The organism is Amycolatopsis sp. NBC_00348 (genome assembly GCF_036114655.1).
GTDB lineage: Bacteria > Actinomycetota > Actinomycetes > Mycobacteriales > Pseudonocardiaceae > Amycolatopsis.
Genome location: NZ_CP107994.1, coordinates 4,527,632 through 4,548,631 on the forward strand (window position 1 = coordinate 4,527,632; position 21,000 = coordinate 4,548,631).

A 21,000-nucleotide genomic window follows, 5' to 3' on the forward strand; every position below is an offset into this window, starting at 1 on the left:
GAAAGTGTCACAATGACCCGGTGCCGCAGGTCCGCCCGCGGCACGGATCATCGTGTCCACATCGGACAGTGGCGCTACCGCTCGCCGAGTCTGGCCTCGGCCAGCCGCTCCTGGACGCGGGCGTGGCGGAACTGGTAGACCCCGCCCGCCTGCCGGAGGACGCCGCGGCGGTGGGCGTCGTCGAGGAAGTGCATCAGGCGCCACGGGAGACGGCCGGTCGCGGCGAGCCAGGCGTGGTGGACGAAGTAGTTGCCCCACGCTCGGGTCACCAGGACGGCCAGGCCGATGCCGCCGCCGAAGCACACGCCGACCACGAACGGCAGGACCGGGTTCGTCGCCGCCGGGAACACCTGGCCGCCGGCGATCGCGCCCGCGAGGCCGTAGCACACGGCCGCGACGCCGCGGGCCATGAACCAGCCGAACAACGCGCCCGCCAGCCCGCCGGCGATGCCCAGCGCCACGTCGTAGCGGCCACCCAGCACCGGCAGGAACCGCGTCTGCGCGGTGAACGCGAACGCCATCCCGTCGAACAGCCCCAGCGACACCAGGAACGAGACGGACAACGCGATCGCGCCGGTCCGCTCGTTGCGCAGGATCGTCCGCGGGCTCGACACGCGGCTGGCGTCGACCGGTTTCGCGAGCCACACGTGCACCGCGAACACCAGCCCGAACACGAGCGCCAGGAAGACGACCAGGCCGGTGGCCAGCGACCAGCCCAGCCCGAGCAGGACACCCACGACGGCCCCGATCGCGAACCGCCCGGCGAACTTCCGGGTGGCCCCGGCGAAGCGCAGTTCGGTGCGTAGCGGTTCCGGCGGACGCGCGAAGCGGTGGGTCAGGTAACCGGCGCCACCGAAGGACAGGGCGTAGATCGCCGCCAGCGCCGGGCCGTCGTCGACCCAGCCGGTGACGACGAACAACACCGCGATCAGCAGCCCGACCAGGCCCGACCGCGTCCCGGCGGGCACCGCCCGGTACAGCCGCCACCAGGCCAGGTCGCGGCTGCGCGTCTGCTCGAGGTGCCGGGCCAGGAACCCCAGCCAGCGCGCCGCCTGCGCCGCGGTGTACCGCCCGGACGGGCTGGTCTTCGGGTTGCGCCCCGGCGGCTGCGGCACCCGGGCGTAGGCGTTGGGGACGAACGAGTCGAGCAGCTGCCCTTCGAGGGCGGCCGCGTCTCCGGCGTCGAGCAGCTCGGCGGGATCCGCGCCGGGCCGGCCGTAGCCGATCCGCGCGAGGTCGACCATCAACGGCGTCCGCAGCACCCGGGCCAGTGCCGCGTCCGGCTCCCGGCGCAGCCGGTCGGCCACCGGGCGCCAACGGTCGTGATCGGCGCCCTCCCGCGCGGAGAGGTAGGTGATCGCCTCCTGCCGGGCCACGGGTTCGAGCCGCACGACGGTGGCAGCACCCAGGACCGTGCCGGACTCGCGGGTGACCTGCTCGTACTCGGCCGCGCGGCAGGTCAGCACCAGCGAGCGGCCCAGGGCCACGGTCTGGTCCAGCGCGTCGAGCGCCGCGACGCGCAGGTCGGGCGGCATCTCGTCGAGGCCGTCGAGGACCGGCACGACGTGGCCGCCGAGGACGAGCCGGGTGGGCGCGCCGGGCCCGTACTCCCGGGCGGTGAGCAGGGCCGGGTGGTTGTCGGTGAGCCGATCGGCCAGCCAGAGGTCGAGGTGTTCCCGCCGCGGGTCCCAGGAGGCCAGCGACAGCAGGACCGGAACCGGGGCACCCGGGGCGCGGGTACGCAGCAGCTCCAGCGTCAGCATCAGGGCGAGCACGGACTTGCCGGAACCGGGATCGCCGAGCACGACCAGCTGCGGCACCGGCAACGCGGTGTACGTCCCGGCGATGTCGTCGAGGTCGCCCCGCAGTGCCGGCTTTCCCGGCCGGGCGGCGGCCGACCAGCGCAGGGCGATCGGCTGCGGCCGGTGCAGCGATCGCAGTTCGGCTTCCGCGCGCCACTGCCACGTGACGGCTTCGGCCAGCTCGGTGACCGCCCGGCCGAGGTGGCGATCCGGCGTGGCCGCCGCCTCGGGGGCGACGTCGGCCGGCGCGCTGGGCGTGGCTTCGGTGAGGATCTGCTCGTGGAGCCGTCGCAGGCCGGGGTTCGGGTCGACGCCCAGCTCGTCGGCCAGCCGCCGGCGCAGGCCGTGGAACAACGTCGAGGCTTCGGCGTAGCGGCCCTCCTTCGCAAGGGCGCGCATCAGCAGCAGGTGGGACAGCTCGCGCATCGGGTGCTCGCCGCAGAACTCGGTCAGCTCGCGGACGACCTCGCCCGTCTCGCCGAGCCGCAGCTGCCAATCGGCACACAGCTCCACGGCATCGAAGCGCTGTTCGTCGAGCACCGCGGCCCGGCCGGCCAGCGCGGACGTCCGCAGCCCGTCGAGCGCCGGGCCCCGCCACAGGGCGAGCGCGTCGCGGATCTCCTTGACGGCGTCGGCGAGCTTCGCCTGCCCGGCGAGCCCCCGGGCCACCGTGACGTGACGGCGGAAGCGGAGGGAGTCGAGATCGTCGATCCCGGTCTGCAGGCGGTAGCCGGGGCCGTCGGTGACGATCATCCCGCCGGTCTCGCCGAGCCGGCCGCGCAGCGCGGAGACGCAGTTGCGCACCTGCTTCACGGCCGTCGCCGGCGGCTCGTCCTCCCAGAGCGCGTCGATCAGGCGCTCCACCGGGACGACGGCGTTGGGGTTGAGCAGAAGGGTGGCGAGCGCGCGCTGCTCGCGCGGGCTCGCCAACGTGACCCGATCCCCGTGCACCCGCGCTTCCAGCGTTCCGAGAACCCGGAACCTCATCGTTTCCCCCCTCGTCCTCCAGGCTAGCGCCCGGCGTCCGGACCTCGAAACGCCCTGGTGGCGCGCGGGATGCCGGCGCGAGGACGAAACGAGGACGGCGTCCGGAACCCTGGAGGCCCGGCGACCGAGGGGGCTGCCGGGGCGACCCGGTGGTGGGCGTGGCACTGGGGGTGGCGCCCACCACCGGCCGTCGTGACGTTCAGGAGGCGACGGAGTCGATCAGCCGGTTGAACCGCAGCCGCGAAGCGCGTTCGACCCCGGCGAGGATCCCGGCGCCGCCCATCGCGATCTTCGCCCACGTGGGCAGGTGGATCGGCGAGGTGAACGTGCCGACGTGCGCGGCGACGAGCGGGATCCGGGTGAGGGCCTCCGCGCCGTGGAGCAGGCTGACGGCGAGCGCGACCAGGAGGACGACGAGGGACACGGCCCCGACGACGGCACTGGCGCGGGGGTACCGCTGCCCGAACCGCGCCCGCAGCCCTTCCTGGGATCGGCGGTGCGGCCGCAGCGCGTGCTCGGAGCCGTCGCCGGCCACGAACCGCAGGCGCTTCAGGCCGAACGCGCTGGTGGCGACCTCGATCACCCCGCCGGGCACCGGGAAGGTCGCCGGCAGGTTGGAACGCGCGACCTGGACGCCGTCCCGGTACAGCGCGGCCGGGCTCTTCCCGGCGCCCCGTTCGTGCTGCCGCCGGCTCTTCGCATCGGCGAGGTACCGGACGTCGACCGCGTACGCGTGGCTGTCCGCGAGGTCGAGGAAGAACAGCGAACGGGAGAAGAGCTGCCAGGGACGGTAGTCGCGAAGTGCGCTCCCGTCCCCGGGCCGCACCCTGCCGAGCTGAAAGCGCCGTCCGAGCTTCTTGGCCGTCGAAGTCATGCCTCGATTCCAGCTGTCCTCGCGGCCGGACGGCAGTGTCACCGCGTCACAACACCGCCGTGACATTCATGAAGGCAGTTCCACCTCGAGGCCCATGATCCGGGCGGTGCGCCGACGGCGGATCCAGCGGCGGGCGGTCGTCGTCTCGGGCAGTTCGTCGGCGAACGCCTTGCGCTGGGCCGCGGTCGCCGCGCGCCAGCGCATGGTCAGCGCCGGGCGGACCGGCGGGACCCAGCCCCGCGCCGACTCGTGGGCCGCGGCGAGCCGGGTCTCGTAGCCGGCCGCCGGGCGGTAGCCGAGCTCCAGGTCGATCAGCGGCTCGGCGCCGCCGGCGTGGTGGTGGCACCGCGAGAGCATCCGCGCGATCTCCTCCAGCGTGATCTTCAGCGCCGTGGGCACCTGGTCCTGCCACCGGCCGGGGTGCGGGGCGGCCGGCTCGCCCGCCGGCACGACGATCACCGCCCGGACCGCCGTCCCGGCCAGCTCGACGCGGATCCGGCGGCCACCCGCGTCGGCGAAGAACCGCGGCACCCGGCCGGCCACCCCGGTGCCGGACCACGTCCGCACCCACTGCGTCACGCCGCCGGGTGGGTGTTCCGACAGCACGAACGTGAACTCCAGGTCTTCGCCGGCGAGGCTCATCCGCACCGGGAACAGGGGCCCGAGGTCGTCCATGAACGCCGAGCCGATGACGAGTGCGGCGCTGGAACCGCCGGTCAACGCCGCCTCCTCCCCCGGTGGCCGCGTGGCCGCCTATACCTGCAGGTCCGCTTCGATGCGCTTGAGGTAGTGCCGGGCCAGCGCCAGGTTCGCCCGCTCCCGGTCCAGCACCAGGTACAGGAACAGGGATTCCCGCGACGACACGGTGTTCAGCAGCCGGATCAGGTGGTACTGGCGGTGCAGCGTGATCAGGATGTCCTCGATGTTGTCGTTGAGCGCGAGCGAGGACATCACCCGCAGCTTCGCCCGCACGACCTCGGTGTTGCCGGCCGCGGCGACCTCCAGGTCCAGCCATTCGCCGCTGCCGCTCGTGCCGAGCGACATCCCGCTTTCGTAGTCGACCAGCGCGACGCCGACGGCGCCGGCGATCGACATGGCTTCCTTCAGTGCGGTGTCGATGTTCGTCATGACGTCACTTCCTTCTGTGAAATGGTGGTCGACGGCCTCGCGGTCCCGGTGGGCGCCGTGCTTCATGCGGCCAGGATCGAGCTGATCCGCTCGATGACGGGCCGGCACTCGAACAGGAGCCGCCCGACGTTGAGTCCCTTGTCCCCCAGCACGACCATCAGCGCCAGCCGGCCGATGGCGTAGACGGCCATGTAGCCCTCGCTGCTGAACACCACGGTCTGGTGCAGCGTGCCCTGCCCGGTGATCTGCGCGGCCTGGCGTGCGATCCCGAGGTCGGCGGCCGCGAGGGCGGAGATCTTCGCCGGGTCGACGGTGTCGGCCGCGTCGGCGAGAATCGGTATCCCGTCGACCGCGGCCAGCACGGTGTCGGTCACCCCGGCGACGTTTTCGCGCAAGTTCCGCAGTTCGCCGGCCAACGCGTCGAAGTCCACAGTGAGTTCTTTCTTCCGGAAATGGCAGAAGATCCGGGCGATCAGCCATTCGGATCGCTCTTCCGACGGCAGACCATACCGTCGGCACCACTTTTCGCCTATCGACTCCGGAAGACCCCGACGAGAGCTACACGATCGAGTGAATCGACCGCCGGTTTCGTAACAACGGCGATTCGATCGGATCGATTGTCGTCGATTGATCACGCGCACGGTTGACCGGTGGTTTCAAACTCCCGGCCCCTTGCCGTGAAGAGCCGAAATGCCGCCCGCGAGATCGTGGAAACGAACCACGACCACGGGCGGCATCCCGATTTTCGAAACCGTCACTCAAGGCGACGGGTCAGCACCTTGCTCCATTGAGCCCATCAGAGGATGCAGAGCAACGAACACGCCGTCGCCGAGGACCACTCCGATTGTGTCGGCGGCGTCCCGGACGGGACGTTCACCGGCACGTAGCTCGCCTTCGCGCGGTTGGTGAGCGGGAACAGGCTCAGCAGCGCGTACGTCGAGCAGTACACCTGCTTGGACGTTCCGGCCGCCAGCGTGAACGGACCTGTCTGGCACGACGGCTCCACGCTGTCCACCACCTGGCCGGCCGTGATGCCGACCGGGCCCTGGTTCGTCACCGTGATCCGCCAGTACGCCGTCGCGTTCAGCAGGCCCAGGAGACCGACCGGGGCCTGCTTGGCCCACGGTCCTGCCCCGCCGGGTCCGCACTTCGACGCCGTCGCCGAGGCGCAGATCTCCTTCTGCACCACCACCTTCGGCGTGCACGCGGCGCCCGGCGCGACCGGGAGCGTCACCGTGTTGGAGGTGAACGCGCCCGTCGTGTCGGTGCCGGTGGCCGTGTTCGCCACCGACGTCACCGCGCAGTCCGCCGCGATCGTCGTCGAGAAGCACAGCTGCGGCGCGTCACCCTCGTAGTCGACGACCAGCTGCGGCTGGTTGCCGCCGCCGAAGTCGGCCGCGCTGGTGAGCACCAGCGACGTCGTGACCGTGATCGACGGGTGCGCGGCGGCCGAGACGCCGGTGAGGTCGACGGAGCCGTCCGGGGCGAAGCCGGATGTCGGGACGACCGTGCCGCTCTGGTCGACGACCGTGACCCGCGACGCGGCCAGGTCCACATTGGACGGTGTGATGCCGGTCAGCCGCGCGGCCGTGTACCCCTGGACGTGCCCGGTGCCGCCGTCGCAGTAGAAGTCACCCGGCTTCAGCGTCACCTGACCGCCGGACCGGACGCACGGCGTGGCGCCGGTCGCCGGGTCCATCGAGAACAGCACACCCGCGTCGCCCAGGCCGATGAGGCAGCCCGTGGGCGGGTCGTAGGTGTAGCCGTAGTCCCGCGTGTTGCCGCCGTTCGCCGCCGGGTGCGTGATCGGGCCGGGCAGGCCCGCGCACGCGGCGCCGGTCGTCCAGTCGTGGCACAGTGCCGCCCCGGCGAATCCGCCGTTCCAGAGCGCGAGATAGCTGCGCAGGTGGCCGGCCGGGTCGGTGACGACCTCCGGGTTGAAGACCCACACCCCGGCCGGGAGGGCCGCCGCGACCGGCGGCGCCGGGAGCGCCGAGCCGTCCAGCGCGAAGCAGGTGGTGACTTCCGTGGCGCCGTTCGTCGTCGAGCACGCGCCCACCGGGGCACCCGCCGTGCTGAAGAACGTGTAGGCGTTGTAGGTGTAGTTCCCGGGCGGGCCGGTCGGTTTCGACGCCGCCCAGCCGGCGCACGCCGTCGCCGTCGCGGGGTCGAAGCAGCCCAGCGCGGGCCGGCCGACGCCGGGGACGGAGGACGACGCGAACACCTTGCCCGCCACGACGCTCATCGAGCCGTAGATGTGGGCGAGGGTGTTCCCCGGCTGGTTGTTGCTGGGCGGCACGATCGGCGCGTACGGCTGGCCGCCGCAGGCGCTCTTCGTGGCGATGGTCCAGCAGACGACCGCGCCGGTGCTCACGACGCCGTACAGGTTGCCGCCGCTTTCCACGAGGCCCGCGATGCTGTTGACGGCGGACGGGGACCCGCCGGTCGCGGTCAGCGGCCAGTACCCGCAGTTCGCCGCGGCGGCCAGGTCGAGGCAGCCGACCCCGACGGAGGCGGCGGTGAGGGCCGGGTAGTAGACCTGCGCGGGCGCGGCCGGGTTGCGGAAGTACTGCGGGGTCAGGGTGCTGGCGATGTCGCCGGTGTTGCCGGTGCCGAGCGGGCCGGGCGCGGTGTTGAGCGGCTTCGGCCACGGGCCGCCCGGGCAGCGCTGGCCGGTGCCGGCGTCGGTGCACACGAGCTTCGCGTTGGCGGGGTTGACGTGGTGGAAGACGTTCCACGCCTGGAGCGTGCCGTCGGAGGTGCGGTTCAGCAGCGGGGTGAAACCGTCACCGCCGGTCGCCGTCGCGATCGTCTGCACGGGCGGGGTGAGGTTGCCGGACAACGCGGTCGCGTCCGCACCGGAGCGCGGGTTCGTCGCGCGCACGGCCGTCACGCCGGAGGCGGGTTCGGTGGCCGTGAAAGCGCTTCCGTCGGTGGACCACGACGGCGTCCAGCCGGGCGGCGCGTGCAGGGAGCCGCTCTGGTAGGCCTGTCCCGCGGCGACGGCGTCGGTGATGGTCGCGGGGCCGGTGGTGCTCGCGCGGTCGTCGTAGCCGACGACCCAGTTCGCGGTGGCGCCGTGGTCCGCCGGGGATCCGGTGCCCTGCACCGATTTGGTCAGTCCCGAAAGAGGCGGGGCGGCGGGGGCCGCCGCCGCGGGCGAGGGGAAGGCGGCGGCCATGAGCACGAGGGGCAGGGTTGCCGCCCCCAGGCGGCGCGCACGCATGCGTCTTCGCATGAACGTTCCTCGATTCTTTTCCGATTTTCCGAGCCGGAGGAAAATCGTATGCCGCGCGGGGAAACCGTTGAAGGGACGACACCCGGGCGCCGACCGGGCCGACTCCTTCGGCGCAATTCGTGACCGCGGCGAAATGGTGGACACCCGCTCCGGCGATGACCGTTTCGTTTACCGTCACCTGGACGCCGGTACGCCGTCACTCGTCCGAGTTACGTCCGAATTGTCCGGCAGGCTAGAGTGGGGGCCATGACTACCGGGACGGCCTCGCGCCACACACGGAACGGTTACCCGGTGCTCTTCTGAGCGCCGCGCGGGCGCCGCCCCCGTCGGGTCGATCACCAGCTCCACCCATCGACCACGACAGGAGAAGCCATGCCCAGCACCACCCTGCGGATTCCCACCCCGGACGGCCAGGCCGACGCCTTCGCCGCCTTCCCCGGCGACGGCGAGCGGCACCCGGGTGTGCTGCTCTACACCGACGCCTTCGGCCTGCGGCCCGAGCTGGAGAGCAAGGCCCGCGAGCTGGCCGGGCACGGGTACTACGTGCTCGTCCCCCACCTCTACTACCGCCACGGCCCGGCGCCGGTGATCGCTCTGCCCGAGCACATCGGCGAAGAGGTCCGGCCCGCGATCATCACCCGGCTGATGCCGCTGCTCGAGGAGCACACCACCGAGCGGATCCTGCGTGACGCCGACGCCTACCTCGGGTTCCTCGCCGCTCAGCCCGAAGTCGCCGCCGGTCCGGCCGCGGTGCTGGGCTACTGCATCGGTGGCGCCCTGGCGCTGCGGACCGCGGCGGCGTTCCACGACCGGGTGGCCGCGGTCGCCGGGTTCCACCCGGGCTTCCTCGTCACCGACGCGCCCGACAGCCCGCACCGCCTGCTCTCGGACCTCACCGCCGAGGTCCACCTCGGGCTGTCCGAGAACGACATGCGCCCCGAGGCCGTCGACGAGCTCAACAAGGCTTTGGCCGCCACCGGCGTCGGCTACTCCACCGAGATCTACCCCGGCAGCGTCCACGGCTACACGATGTCGGACACCGACGCCTTCAACCCGGTGGCGCTGCAACGCCACTGGGACCGTCTGCTCCCGCTCCTGCACCGCACCCTCGCGGCCGGCTGAGGCTCACGGCCGCAGCACGATCTTGCCGTGGGTGTGCCCCCGTTCCAGCTCGCGGAAGGCGTCCCGGACCCGCTCCAGGGGGTAGGTCCGGGCGATCGTCACCTCGAGCTCGCCGCGGGCGGCGAGCCGGGCCAGTTCGCCGACGACGACCGCGCAGGCCGCCGCGCCCTCCCCGGCGGTCCGCGCGCCGACCCGGGCCGCGGCCGGCCAGTCGCGGATCGTGTCGATCCGCTCGGGCCGCACGCCCAGCTCGACCGCCAGGTCGACGTAGCCGTCGCCGACCGTGTCGATGAACGCGTCGACCTTTCCGTCGGCGGCCTGCCGGATCCGGTCGGCCACGCCGTCGCCGTACGCGACCGGGATGACGCCGTGGCCGCTCAGCCAGGCGTGGTTCGGCGCGCTCGCCAGCCCGATCACGGTGGCGCCGCGGCGGCGCGCGAGCTGCACGGCCAGGGACCCGACCCCGCCCGCCGCGCCGGACACGACGACCGTGTCGGCCGGTCCGGGGTCGACGGTGAACACCGTGGCGTAGGCGGTCGTGCCCGCCACGTACAGCGACCCGGCGACGTCCCAGGGCAGACCCGTCGGCCGCGGGGTCAGCCGCACGTCGTCGACGGCGACGTACTCCGCGTGGCTCGCCCGGTCGTGGGTGAAGCCGAGGACCTCGTCGCCCACCGCGAACCCGCGCACCTCCGGCCCGGCCTGCACGACGACCCCGGCCAGGTCGCTGCCCTGCCCGGAGGGGAACGTCGCCGGCCAGCGCCCGTGCCGCGCGCCTTCCCGGATCATCACCTCGCCGGGCTGGATCCCGGCCGCGCGGACCTCGACCAGCACCTGGCCGGGGCCGGGCACCGGGCGCGCCACGTCGTCCACCCGCAGGACGTCGACCCCGCCGTAGGCGTGGAACCGCACCGCTTTCATCGTCTGCTCCCTCGTTCCGCTCACCCCACGACCGTGCTCCGGTTCCGGCGATCCGGGAACGGAGCGGTCCACCTAGGACCGGCGGTCCGATGATGCGGCCGGCGAACGGTGCTATCCATGGACGCATGGGAATGCACCGCGGCGAGCTCGCCGACTTCCTGCGCCGGTCCCGGGAGCGGCTGACCCCGCGCGACGTCGGGCTGGTCGAGGGGCCGCGGCGGCGGACGCCGGGACTGCGCCGCGAGGAGGTCGCGGTGCTCGCCGGGATGTCGGCCGACTACTACATGCGGCTCGAGCAGGCCCGCAGCCCGCAGCCGTCGGACCAGCTGCTGGGCGCGCTGACGCGGGCGCTGCGGCTGACCACCGACGAGCGGGACCACCTCTACCTGCTCGCCGGGCACCGGCCGCCGGAGGGCGCGCGGGCCGGGGAGTACCTGCGGCCGAGCCTGCTGTACCTGCTCGACCGGCTGGACGGCGTCCCGGTCCAGGTGCTGAGCGACCTGGGCGACCTGCTGGCGCAGAACGATCTCGCGCTGGCGTTGTTCGGGTGCGTGTGCACGGTGGCCCGGGAGGATCGCAACGTCGTCCTGCGCTGGTTCACCGAGCCGGCCGTCCGCGATCACTTCATGGCCGAAGAGCACGAGGAGCACGGCCGGGAGCTGGTCGCCGACCTGCGCGCCGCCGTCGCCCGCCGCGGCGACGACGAGGCGTCGCGCGCGCTGGTCGCCCGGCTGCGCGCGGCCAGCGGCGAATTCACGGCGTTGTGGGACCGGCACGAGGTCGCGGTGCGCCGCGCCCACCGGTACCGGCTGCGCCACCCCGAGCTCGGCGCCATCGAGTTCGACTGCGAGCTGCTGGCGACGCCCGCGGCGGACCAGCGGCTGCGGGTCTTCACCCCACCGCCCGGCGGCACCGACGCCCTGGACGTGCTGCGCGTGCTGGGCCCGCAGCACCGCTGCGAGGAGGAGCCGGCCTGAGCGGATCAGCCCAGCGCGTCCAGGCCGTCCTGCCAGCGTTGCCGCCGCTGCGCGGAATCCTGCTCCCACCAGGGCGTGCCACGCTCGCCGAGCGCGACCTTGGCGGTGTGCACGCGAGACCGGGCCTCGCGTTCGGCGTCGATGTCCTGGCCGCGGCGGGCCGTCCCGACGTCCCGGCGCGCCCGCATCAGCAGGCTGCGCAACCGGGCCGCGTCCTCCTCCGGGATCTCCGGATCGGTGGCCCGCCACCGCCGTCCGTCGACGACGATGAAGCGCCCGTCCGGCGTGCGCTCCGGCTCAGCCATCGACGTGCCGGATCCGGATCGGTCCCCGCCACTCGCCGTCCGGATCGAGCGACCGGCCGCCCTGGGTGAGCCGCACCTCGCCGGCCCGGGCGAGTTCACGCGCCAGCTCCCGAGCCCGCGGCAGCAACGGCCGCCAATCGTCGGCGACGGCCCGGGCGGCGTCGGACGGACAGGTGCTGCTGCCCGCACCACGCCCGATGGCCAGCCCGAGCATGGCGGCGCGCAGCTGTTCGTCCGGCACGTCGGCGGTCAGGGCGACCCGGGCCTGGTCCGCACCGGGGCCGCCACCGTCCCGGGCCCGTTCGAGTTCGCGCCGCGGATCGCTCATCACGCCAGCATCGCACCGCTCGCCGGGCACCGCCGGGTTCGCGCCGCGGAACGCACGATCGGTCCGCCTCGGCGGTGCGGCGTTCCCGGGTGAATCCTGTTGCCCGGCAAAGACTCCCGGCTGAGGTAGGGTCGCCGCCGTGACGCGAGCCTCGGATGCGGAGCGGCCGGGCGCCGGTCGGCGTGGACCGGCGCCCACCGGGCGGCCCACCATGCGTGATGTCGCTTCGGCCGCGTCGGTGAGCGTCAAGACGGTGTCGCGGGTGGTGCACAACTACCCGTTCATCAGCGACGACGTGCGCGGGCGCGTCCAGGCCGAGATCCGCCGGCTCGGGTTCCGGCCCAACAGCAACGCCGTCGGCCTGCGGCGGACCGACCGGCCCGCCGGCGGCATCGGCGTGCTCGCCGCGGACCTGGCCGACCCGTTCTACGCCGGGATGCTCAGCGCGATCGAACAGGTCAGCACGGCGCGGTCGTTCACCACCCTCGTCGCCAGCTCCGACGAGGATCCCGCGCGCGAACGCGGGCTGCTCGGCACGTTCGTCGAGCGCCGTCTCGACGGGCTCATCGTGGTCTCGGCCGACCGCCGGCACGATCACCTGCGCCCGGAGCTGGACGTCGGCACGCGGATCGTGTTCGCCGACCGCCCGCCGCAGCGGCTGCCGGTGGACTGCGTGCTGGCCGCGCACGCCGAGGGCGCCGGCCAAGCCGTCACGCACCTGCTCGGGCAGGGCCACCGCGCGATCGCCTACGTCGGCCACTCCCCCGTGATCCACACCGCGCGGGAGCGGCTGCGCGGCTTCCGCGCGGCGCTGGCCGAGGCCGGTCTCGAACCCCACGCGGTCCGCACGGACGCCGTCGATGCCCCGGCCGCCCACCGAGCCGCCGCCGAGCTGCTGGCCGCACCCGACGCCCCGACGGCGTTGTTCGCCGACAACCCGCGTCTCGTCGGCGGGGTGGCCCGGGCCATCGCGGAGTCGCGCGCGCCACGGACGGCACTGGTCGCGTTCGACGATTCGGAGCTGGCCCAGGTGCTGGGCGTGACGGTGGTGGCCCAGGACCCCCGCGAGCTGGGCAGGAGGGCGGCCGAGCTGCTGTTCGCCCGCCTGGACGGCGACCGATCACGCCCGCGGCGCGTGGTCCTGCCGACGACGCTCGTACAGCGTGGATCCGGCGAGGGCCGGGGTGTCGCGTTGCGCTCGGCCGAGCACTGAGCGGCTGCCCGGAACCACGTCACAACGCGTCGCCGGCGCGCTCGGCCCGGCGGCAAAACCCGCACCGGACAGCGGTTCTGTCCAGTTCTGGCCATTGACAACGCTGACAACGCCGTCCGAGACTGGGCCGCGTTGCCAACGTTGTCAATCGGCACGTCCGATCTTCGAGGGAGCCCTCCGTGGCCGTCTTCCATCGCCGCCCGGTCCCGTTCGCCGCCGTCCTCGCGGTGGCCGCCGCGATGATCGCGGCCCCGGCCGCCAGCGCCGCGCCGTCATCGTTCCGGACGTCCTTCGAGACCACCGACCCCGCCCCGACCTGGGAGAACACGCCCGAGACCCCCGCGAAGACCACGCCCGACCGGCGTCAGGCCCAGACGTTCCCGTGGCGTCAGGAAACGCGGGTCTTCACACCCGCCCAAAGCGGCACCTACAAGTACTTCAAGCTCGACCTCGCCGCCGCGCCCGGCGCGGCCGAGACGTCCGTCGCCGAAGTCGAACTGCTCGGTCACCGCTGACCACCTAAGGAGCGACTCATGAAGTTCCGCCGCACCCTGGCGCTGTCCGCCGCCGTCACGGCGTCCCTCGCCATCGCCGGACCCGCCGCCGCGACGAACCGTCCACTTCGGATTCTCGGTGCCACCGCCGACACCGCGCTCACCCAGCGCTGGCAGGACTTCGGCAGGCGCCCCGGCGTCGGCTGGGCCGCGGCCGACGGCACCTACTCGACGCGGCTGCCGTCCGGTTTGGACGTCTGGCTGTACAACGACACCTTCTTCGGGCCCGTGCGCGCCGACGACAGCCTGCCGGAGTCCTCGCCGTTCACGCACAACTCGGCCGTACTGTCCACACCGGACGCGAAGCACCTGCTCACCACCATCGCGCCCGGACCGCCGGGGCACCCGAAGTCCTTGGTGGGTCCCACACCGAACAGCCCGGGTGAGCCGAACGACTACTGGTACTGGAACGGCGACGGCATCGTCGACGGCGGGAAGCTGCGGGTCATCGAGTTCGAGCAGGCGCCGACCGACGACCCGCCGCCGTTCAACTTCGCCTGGACGAAGACCAAGCTCGCGACGCTCGACCCGTACACGTTCCGGCTGGAGAAGCTCACCGACGTGGCGTCGGTCGGCAACGTCCAGTGGGGCACCGAGCTGACGCGCGACGGCGCGTGGACCTACATCTACGGCGTCGAGGGCGAAGGCTTCACGAAGTACCTCCACGTCGCCCGCGCGCCGATCGGCCGGCTCGACGGGCCGTGGCAGTTCCGGACCGCGGACGGCTGGTCGGCCGACCCGGCGGCGTCGGCACGGCTGCTCGGCAACGTCGGCAGCTCCTTCGGCGTCACGCCGGTGGGCGGCGAATACCTGCTGACGACGTTCGGCTCGGGCCTGGAAAGCACCATCCACGCCTACCACGCGACCAGCCCGGCCGGGCCGTTCACCGGTGGCGAGACGATCTACACCGCGCCCGAGGCCGGGAACGGGCGCTACACCTACAACGTCGCGGCGCACCCCGAGATCAGCCGGCCCGGGGAGCTCGTCATCTCCTACAACACCAACAGCGAGAAGCTGGCCGACCTCTACGCGAACATCGACAACAACCGCCCGCGGTTCGTCGATCTCAAGCTCTCCCGATAGGAGCCCGGACCGTGAGCGGTTTGTCCCGTCGTACGTTCCTGCAGTCCAACGCCGTGCTGCTCGCCGCGCTCGGCGTGCCCGCCGCGCTCCCCGCCGCGGCCGAGGCCCAAGCGTCGACCGACCTGGCGCGCTACCGGCCGGTGACGGTGTCCTCCACGGCGTACGCGCCGACGCCGGCGTGGTTCGCCGTCGACGGCCTGGCCGAGACCGGCGTGAAGGGCTCGGGCTGGCGGGCGGGCGCGGGCGATCCACAGTGGATCGCCGTGGACCTGCAGGCCGCCTGCCGGATCGAGTCGGTGGTCCTGGTGTTCGAGGCGACCGCCGCGGACCCGGTGTTCACCCCGGCGTCCGGGATCAACCCGTTCCTGAACACCACCGGCTGGGAGGTGCTGTCCAGCTGCGCGGTCGCGTTCACCCTCGACGTCTCGGCCGACGGCCGCACCTGGCAGACCGTCCACACCGCCACCGGCTCCCCCGGCGGCCGCGTCGAAGTCACGCTGGCGAAGCCGGCCACGGCCCGCTGGGTACGGCTCACCGCGAAGCAGCAGGCGAACGCGAACCCCTTGGGCGTCAACGCTTTCGAGGTCTACGGCCGGTCCGACCACCCGCGGCCGGACGCCACCGGCTGGACCGACTGGGGCCGCCACACCACCCGGCCGCCCGGCCTGGTCACCGCGGCGGACGGCACGGTCGCGCTGGAGTCCGGCTGGACGTTGACCATGGACTCGCGGCTGCCGTCGGCCGACGGCGCCGCGCTCGCCCGCGCCGGTGTCGACACGTCGACGTGGCTGCCCGCGACCGTGCCCGGCACCGTCCACACGGCACTGGTCGAGCAGGGCAAGCTGCCCGAGCCGACGTCCGGGTTCGGCAACATGCGCGCCCCGGAAGCGCTTTCGCGGCACAGCTGGTGGTACCGCCGCGAGTTCACGCTGCCCCGCGGGTTCGACGCCGGCCGCCGCGTCTGGCTGGAGTTCGACGGGATCGACCACCACGCCGAGGTCTGGGTCGACGGCACCGCCGTCGGCTCGCTCACCCACCCGGTGGCGCGCGCCGCCTTCGACGTCACCACGGCGTTGCGGGGGAAGGACGCGCACGCGCTGGCCGTGCGGATCGACCCGATGCCGCACCCGGGCAACCCCGGCGACAAGGGCCCGGACGGCGTCTCGACGTTGAACTCCAACGCCGAGCAGCAGGACCTGCCCGGGTACATCTCGATCAGCGGCTGGGACTGGATGCCCGGCGTCCGCGACCGCGGCGCGGGCATCTGGAACCACGTCCGGCTGCGCTCGACCGGCGACGCCGTGCTCGGCGAACCGCGCGTCGACACGCGGCTGCCGAACCTGCCGGACACGTCGGTCGCCGAGGTGACGCTGGTCGTGCCCGTGCGCAACGCCGCCGCGACGGCCCGGACCGTGACGGTCGCCGCCGAGCTGGCGGGCGCCCGGGTCAGCCGCCGCGTCACCCTCGCGGCGGGCGCGGCGGGCGACGTCACGTTCACCCCGGCGACCGACCCGGCGCTGCGGCTGCGGCGCCCGGAACTGTGGTGGCCCAACGGGTACGGCGATCCGACGTTGCACCCGTTGACGACCACGGCAAGCGTCGGCAGCCAGGTCAGCGACCGCCGGACCGTCCAAGCAGGACTGCGGCAGTTCGGCTACACCGCGACTCAGCCGATCGTGATCGACCCGGCCACCGACCACTCGCCGCCGCAGACGGTGGAGTTCGACCGGACCACCGCCCGGTACCTCCGGATCCAGGGTGGGAAGCGCGCCACCGGTTACGGCATCTCGCTGTGGACGCTGTCCGTTGTGGACGGTACCGGACCGGACCTCGCGCAGGGCAAAACCGCGACGGCGTCCTCTGAGGACAACGCGAACGACAAGGCCGGCAACGCGGTGGACGGCCGTGACGACACACGCTGGTCGTCCGGCTACTCCGACAACCAGTGGCTCCAGCTGGACCTCGGTGCCGCGGTGGCGTTCGACCGCGTGGTGCTCACCTGGGAGACCGCGTACGCGCTGACGTTCACCGTGCAGGTCTCCGACGACGGTGCGACCTGGCGCGATGTCAAGAAGGTCAGCAACTCCGGCACGCCGCTGCAGATCAGCGTCAACGGCGTGCGCGTGCTGGCCAAGGGCGGCAACTGGGGCTTCGACGAGCTGCTGCGCCGGGTGCTCCCCCACCGGATGGCCGACGCCGTCGCGCTGCACCGCGACATGAACTTCACGATGATCCGCAACTGGGTCGGGTCCAGCAACCGCGAGGAGTTCTTCGCCGCCTGCGACGAGAACGGCATCCTGGTGTGGAACGACTTCTGGGCCGGCGACGCGATCTTCCCGCCGGACAACGACGTCTTCCTCACCATCGCGACGGACACGGTCGTGCGGTACCGGCACCATCCGTCCATTGTGGTCTGGTGCGCCACCAACGAGAGCGACCCGCCCGCCGCGATGGACGCCGGGCTGCGGAAGATGCTCGCGGCGCAGCAGCCGGAGCTGTGGTACCAGGGCAACTCGGCCGGCGGCGTCGTCACCGGGCACGGGCCGTACTCGTGGATCGACCCCGCGCGCTACTTCGACGGCGACACCTACTCGATCGGCAGCTACGGGTTCCACAGCGAGATCGGCCTGCCGACCGTGCCCGTCGCGGAGAGCATGCGACGGCTGGCCGGCGACCAGCCGTCGTGGCCGATCGGCGACGTCTGGTTCCACCACGACTGGTGCACCCGCGGCGGCCAGAACCCGGACACCTACCGCGGCGCGATCGAGGACCGCTTCGGGCCGGGGACCTCGCTCGACGACTTCTGCGCGAAGGCCCAGCTCGTCAACTACGAGAGCATGCGGGCGATCTTCGAGGCCTACAACGCGGCCCTGTGGGACGACGCGTCGGGCGTGCTGCTGTGGATGTCGCACCCGGCGCACCACAGCACGGTCTGGCAGACCTACGACTACGACCTCGACACCAACGGCAGCTTCCACGGCGCGCGCAAGGGCTGCGAGCCGCTCCACGTGCAGGCGCGGCTGTCGGACTGGCAGGTGCACGCGGTCAACCAGACCGCGCGGACCCTCGGCGGCGCCACGGTGCACGCGGAGCTGCTCGACCTGCGCGGACGCTCGCTCGGCACGCCGGTGACCGCGCCGGTGTCGGTACCGGCGTCGTCGGTGAAAGCGGCCTTCGCCGTGCCGTTCACCGCCGCGCTGCCGGCCTTGCACCTGCTGCGCCTGCGGCTGGTCGGGCGGGACGGCGCCGAGCTGTCGCGCAACGTCTACTGGCGCTACCGCACTCCGGCGGACGCGCGCGAGCTGACCAAGACCCCGGCCGACGTCTCCCTGCACGCCGGCCCCGTCCGGCGTAACGACGACCGCAGCGAGGCTGTGGTGACGCTGCGCAACACCGGCCGCGTCGTCACCGCGGGCGCCCGGGTCTCGGCCCGCGACGCGCGCACCGACGCACGGGTCCTTCCCTTGCGCTGCAGCGAGAACTACCTGTGGCTGCTCCCCGGCGAGACGGCCGCGGTGACGGTGTCGTGGCCGTCCCACGCCCTCGCGTCGGGCCGCCCGCGGTTCGTGGTGGAGGGGCTCAACGTGCCGCGCCGCACCAGCTGACGGATCGCCCGCGAACGTCACCGAAACGGCGAAACACCCCGTATCGTCTGGTCACCATGGGGAGTCGTGCCGGAGCTGTGGGCAAGTTCGCGCTGGTGGTGGCGGGGGCCGCACCCGCGGTCGTGGCGGTCTGGGCCGGCCACCCGGTGCTGTCGGGCGTGCTGCTGGCCGCGTACGCGCTGGTCGTCGGGCTGCTGACGGTCACCGGGGAGATCGCGCGGGAGCTGCGCGAGCGGTGGCGGGCGCGGATCGTGGACCGCGTCGACCGCTGGCTGGTCCGGCGGTTGTCCCTGTTCGGCCGGCGGTACCGGGAGTTCGTGCTCGGCAGCCTGCGGTTCATCGACCTCAAGGGCCTCGCGACCATCGGCTTCCACACGCCGGAGCTGGACGAGGTGTTCGTCGACGTCAGCCTCACGTTCCGGCCGCCGCAGGACGTCGCCGACAGCCTGCTGCCCGACCTCCGGGCGAACGCCACCGACCGGCAGTCGCTGCAGGACTTCCTCGACCGGCCGCGGCCGGTCGTGCTGGCCCTCGTCGGCGCGCCCGGCAGCGGGAAAACCACCCTGCTGCGGCACACCGCGCGGCGGATCTGCCTCGCCCGCCGCGGCCGGCACCGGCGGGTGCCGATCCTGCTGCACCTGCGTGACCACGTCGACGCGGTGCTGTCGGCGCCGGACACCGGCCTGGCGGACCTCGTGCGCGGCGTCGCCGGGCGGAACTGCGGTGAGGAACCGCCCGGCTGGTTCGAGCAGCGGCTGCGCGACGGCCACTGCGTGGTGCTCCTCGACGGGCTGGACGAGGTCGCCCGGCAGGAGGACCGCCGCAAGGTCGCGGACTGGGTCGAGCGCCAGATCCAGCACCACCTGAAGAACGACTTCGTGATCACCTCGCGCCCGCACGGCTACCGGACCACGGGCATCGGCGGCGCGACCGTGCTGCAGGTCCGCAGTTTCACCGACGACCAGGTGAAGCGCTTCGTCGAGGGTTGGTACTCGGCGGTCGAGCGGTACAGCACCGGCGACCGCGCCGACGAGGTGCGGACCCGGGCCGCGGCCGCCACCGAGGACCTGCTCGAACGGCTCGGCGAGGCGGTCGCGCTGCGCGACCTGACCGCGAACCCGTTGCTGCTGACGATGATCGCCAACGTGCACCGGTACCGCGGCGCCCTGCCCGGCAGCCGCGCCGACCTCTACTGCGAAATCTGCCAGGTCATGCTCTGGCGCCGCCAGGAAGCCAAGAAGCTCCCGATCGAGCTGGGCGGCGACAAGAAGGAGATGGTGCTGCGCAGCCTGGCGTACTCGATGATGCGGGACCGGGTGCGCGACTTGGCCCGCGCCGACGTCCTCACCGAGGTCGGGAAGGCGCTGCGGCGGGTGTCCCGCGACCTCACCGCGGAGGCGTTCCTCGCCGACGTCGGCTCCAACGGGCTGCTCGTCGAGCGGGAAAGCGGCCTGTATTCCTTCGCCCACCACACGTTCCAGGAGTACCTCGCCGCCGTCCACACCCGGGACAAGGGCCTGGTCGACGTCCTGACCGGCGCGGTCGACGACCTGTGGTGGCGCGAATCGACCCTGCTGTACGCCGCGCAGTCCGACGCCGACCCGATCGTCCGCGCCTGCCTGCGCGTCGGCGGCGTCACGGCCCTGTCCCTCGCCGTCGACTGCGCGGAGCAGAACAGCGAACTGGCCCCGGAGCTGCGCAGCCGGCTCGACGAGTTCCTCGAACCCGCGGCCCGGCCCGGCGAGGACGCCGGGCACCGCCGGCTGCGGGCGGCCGTGCTGCTGACCCGGCAGCTGCGTCCGCAGGTCCAGGTGGGCGACGGCGGCCGGGTCTGCGCGCGGCCGGTCACCGGCGGTCTCTACGACCTCTACCGGCTGGACACCGGGGCACCCGCACCGGACGGGCCCCCGGCGCCCCCGGACGCCGCGGTCACCGGCGTGCGGGGCAGCGACGCCGCCGCCTTCGTCCGCTGGGTCAACCACGTCCTCGTCGGCGAGGCCGTCTACCGCCTGCCCCGGCGCGCGGAGCTCGACGACCCGGCCCGGGGCCGCTCGGTCGCGCCCTGCGCCTGGCTGGCGGACCTCGACCTATGGCTGTCCCCCGGGACCGGCCACCCCCACCTCGTCCCCGCGCGAACGCTCGTCGACTACGTGCGCGACGACATCACCCGGTCCACCCCGTCCCTGCTGCGGCCACTGCTGCTCAAGCTGATCCCGAACGACCGCGTCCGCTCGATCGGCCACACCCTGCCGCCGGCCGGGCTCCGGAAGCTGGCCCACGACCTCGCGGTGGAACACGACGCCGTCCTCGATCTGGCGGACGAGCTCGACCTGCACGTGGACCGGGATCTCGACAGCACGCTGATCCGCGTCCTCACCCCCGAGCTCGCGCGGATCCGGATGCTCAGCCTCGACCAGGTGCTGGGCCGGGCCCTGGCCCACGCCCAGGCCGGCCTGCTGCGGTCCGCCACCCCCGCCACCGCCTGGGCGAAGAACCTCGCCGCGGCCTTGACCGAGGAGGCGGGGGCCGCGGCCGCCACCGCACCACAGTCCCCGGAGACGTTGGCGGGCAAGGTGTCCCGGGCGCGGGAGCACACGACGGGGTCGTCGTGGGCCCGCCAGGTCGCCGCGAAGCTGGAGCTGGAGGCGCGGCCCGTCTTCGCGCGGGAACGGCCGCTCACCTCGAACTCGGCCACCGCCCTGCGGCTCGCGGCGTTGTGCCTCGCGGCGGAGATGCGGGCGCACGACCAGGCTGAGCTCGGGGCCGCGTTCCACGAGATCGCCGCCGGCGTCACCCTGCTGCAACGCCGGGCGGCCGGCCAGGCGCCGCCGACCGAGCGGATCGTCCTCGCCCTCGCCTGATG

The 21,000-nt window shown here is 73.2% G+C and carries 16 protein-coding genes; 7 read left to right on the top strand and 9 right to left on the bottom strand.

Going from position 1 to position 21,000, the window contains the following annotated elements; translation table 11 throughout:
* Positions 1–74: 74 nt before the first annotated feature.
* The 6 genes from OHS58_RS19755 to OHS58_RS19780 form a co-directional block, all read right to left on the bottom strand.
* Positions 75–2,789 carry a BTAD domain-containing putative transcriptional regulator gene (locus OHS58_RS19755; RefSeq protein ID WP_328649371.1) on the bottom strand — a complete coding sequence of 905 codons (2,715 nt, stop codon included), beginning with the start codon at positions 2,787–2,789 and terminating at the stop codon, positions 75–77.
* A 199-nt stretch (positions 2,790–2,988) separates the two neighbouring features.
* Positions 2,989–3,663, bottom strand: a complete 675-nt coding sequence (locus OHS58_RS19760) for a hypothetical protein (RefSeq protein ID WP_328649372.1) — start codon at positions 3,661–3,663, stop codon at positions 2,989–2,991.
* Positions 3,664–3,729: 66 nt separating this feature from the next.
* Entirely contained in the window at positions 3,730–4,383 is a 654-nt protein-coding gene (locus tag OHS58_RS19765) for a hypothetical protein (RefSeq protein ID WP_326954337.1), read from the bottom strand.
* Positions 4,384–4,416: 33 nt separating this feature from the next.
* Entirely contained in the window at positions 4,417–4,791 is a 375-nt protein-coding gene (locus OHS58_RS19770; RefSeq protein ID WP_247050018.1) for a hypothetical protein, read from the bottom strand.
* Between the two features lie 62 nt (positions 4,792–4,853).
* Positions 4,854–5,222 carry a roadblock/LC7 domain-containing protein gene (locus OHS58_RS19775; RefSeq protein ID WP_326948322.1) on the bottom strand — a complete coding sequence of 123 codons (369 nt, stop codon included), beginning with the start codon at positions 5,220–5,222 and terminating at the stop codon, positions 4,854–4,856.
* A 365-nt stretch (positions 5,223–5,587) separates the two neighbouring features.
* Positions 5,588–8,029 (bottom strand): DUF7617 domain-containing protein, encoded by a 2,442-nt coding sequence (locus OHS58_RS19780; RefSeq protein ID WP_328649373.1) that lies wholly within the window; start codon positions 8,027–8,029, stop codon positions 5,588–5,590.
* Between the two features lie 372 nt (positions 8,030–8,401).
* On the opposite strand from OHS58_RS19780, the gene OHS58_RS19785 reads away from it, so the two are divergent.
* On the top strand, positions 8,402–9,151 hold the full coding sequence (locus OHS58_RS19785) for a dienelactone hydrolase family protein (RefSeq protein WP_328649374.1): 750 nt from the start codon (positions 8,402–8,404) through the stop codon (positions 9,149–9,151).
* Between the two features lie 3 nt (positions 9,152–9,154).
* Here the strand turns inward: OHS58_RS19785 and OHS58_RS19790 are convergent, their stop codons facing one another.
* The gene (locus OHS58_RS19790; RefSeq protein ID WP_328649375.1) at positions 9,155–10,072 is read right to left on the bottom strand and encodes an NADP-dependent oxidoreductase; all 918 of its coding nucleotides are present in this window, start codon (positions 10,070–10,072) and stop codon (positions 9,155–9,157) included.
* 125 nt (positions 10,073–10,197) lie between these two features.
* Here OHS58_RS19790 and OHS58_RS19795 point away from each other — a divergent pair, with 125 nt between their 5' ends.
* Complete coding sequence (locus OHS58_RS19795; protein WP_328649376.1) at positions 10,198–11,049, top strand: helix-turn-helix transcriptional regulator; 852 nt, start codon at positions 10,198–10,200, stop codon at positions 11,047–11,049.
* Positions 11,050–11,054: 5 nt separating this feature from the next.
* Here the strand turns inward: OHS58_RS19795 and OHS58_RS19800 are convergent, their stop codons facing one another.
* Complete coding sequence (locus OHS58_RS19800) at positions 11,055–11,354, bottom strand: hypothetical protein (protein ID WP_326948317.1); 300 nt, start codon at positions 11,352–11,354, stop codon at positions 11,055–11,057.
* Positions 11,347–11,682: a DUF3253 domain-containing protein gene (locus tag OHS58_RS19805; protein ID WP_326948316.1), complete on the bottom strand. Its 336-nt coding sequence runs from the start codon at positions 11,680–11,682 to the stop codon at positions 11,347–11,349. The genes OHS58_RS19800 and OHS58_RS19805 overlap by 8 nt, the downstream gene beginning before the upstream one ends.
* A 211-nt stretch (positions 11,683–11,893) precedes the next feature.
* Here OHS58_RS19805 and OHS58_RS19810 point away from each other — a divergent pair, with 211 nt between their 5' ends.
* The 5 genes from OHS58_RS19810 to OHS58_RS19830 all read left to right on the top strand — a co-directional run bounded on the left by OHS58_RS19810 (position 11,894) and on the right by OHS58_RS19830 (position 20,998).
* Positions 11,894–12,895 carry a LacI family DNA-binding transcriptional regulator gene (locus OHS58_RS19810; RefSeq protein ID WP_328649377.1) on the top strand — a complete coding sequence of 334 codons (1,002 nt, stop codon included), beginning with the start codon at positions 11,894–11,896 and terminating at the stop codon, positions 12,893–12,895.
* 179 nt (positions 12,896–13,074) lie between these two features.
* Positions 13,075–13,410: a hypothetical protein gene (locus OHS58_RS19815; protein ID WP_328649378.1), complete on the top strand. Its 336-nt coding sequence runs from the start codon at positions 13,075–13,077 to the stop codon at positions 13,408–13,410.
* Between the two features lie 18 nt (positions 13,411–13,428).
* Entirely contained in the window at positions 13,429–14,532 is a 1,104-nt protein-coding gene (locus OHS58_RS19820) for a DUF5005 domain-containing protein (RefSeq protein WP_328649379.1), read from the top strand.
* 11 nt (positions 14,533–14,543) lie between these two features.
* Positions 14,544–18,137, top strand: a complete 3,594-nt coding sequence (locus OHS58_RS19825; RefSeq protein ID WP_328649380.1) for a discoidin domain-containing protein — start codon at positions 14,544–14,546, stop codon at positions 18,135–18,137.
* A 56-nt stretch (positions 18,138–18,193) separates the two neighbouring features.
* A complete protein-coding gene (locus OHS58_RS19830; protein ID WP_328649381.1) occupies positions 18,194–20,998 on the top strand; it encodes an NACHT domain-containing protein in 2,805 nt (934 codons plus the stop codon).
* Positions 20,999–21,000: the final 2 nt, after the last annotated feature.

Coding starts and splice junctions, on each gene's coding strand:
- OHS58_RS19755 (WP_328649371.1), bottom strand. CDS start 2,789: ATGAGGTTCCGGGTTCTCGGAACGCTGGAAGCGCGGGTGCACGGGGAT.
- OHS58_RS19760 (WP_328649372.1), bottom strand. CDS start 3,663: ATGACTTCGACGGCCAAGAAGCTCGGACGGCGCTTTCAGCTCGGCAGG.
- OHS58_RS19770 (WP_247050018.1), bottom strand. CDS start 4,791: ATGACGAACATCGACACCGCACTGAAGGAAGCCATGTCGATCGCCGGC.
- OHS58_RS19780 (WP_328649373.1), bottom strand. CDS start 8,029: ATGCGAAGACGCATGCGTGCGCGCCGCCTGGGGGCGGCAACCCTGCCC.
- OHS58_RS19785 (WP_328649374.1), top strand. CDS start 8,402: ATGCCCAGCACCACCCTGCGGATTCCCACCCCGGACGGCCAGGCCGAC.
- OHS58_RS19790 (WP_328649375.1), bottom strand. CDS start 10,072: ATGAAAGCGGTGCGGTTCCACGCCTACGGCGGGGTCGACGTCCTGCGG.
- OHS58_RS19795 (WP_328649376.1), top strand. CDS start 10,198: ATGGGAATGCACCGCGGCGAGCTCGCCGACTTCCTGCGCCGGTCCCGG.
- OHS58_RS19800 (WP_326948317.1), bottom strand. CDS start 11,354: ATGGCTGAGCCGGAGCGCACGCCGGACGGGCGCTTCATCGTCGTCGAC.
- OHS58_RS19805 (WP_326948316.1), bottom strand. CDS start 11,682: ATGAGCGATCCGCGGCGCGAACTCGAACGGGCCCGGGACGGTGGCGGC.
- OHS58_RS19810 (WP_328649377.1), top strand. CDS start 11,894: ATGCGTGATGTCGCTTCGGCCGCGTCGGTGAGCGTCAAGACGGTGTCG.
- OHS58_RS19820 (WP_328649379.1), top strand. CDS start 13,429: ATGAAGTTCCGCCGCACCCTGGCGCTGTCCGCCGCCGTCACGGCGTCC.
- OHS58_RS19830 (WP_328649381.1), top strand. CDS start 18,194: ATGGGGAGTCGTGCCGGAGCTGTGGGCAAGTTCGCGCTGGTGGTGGCG.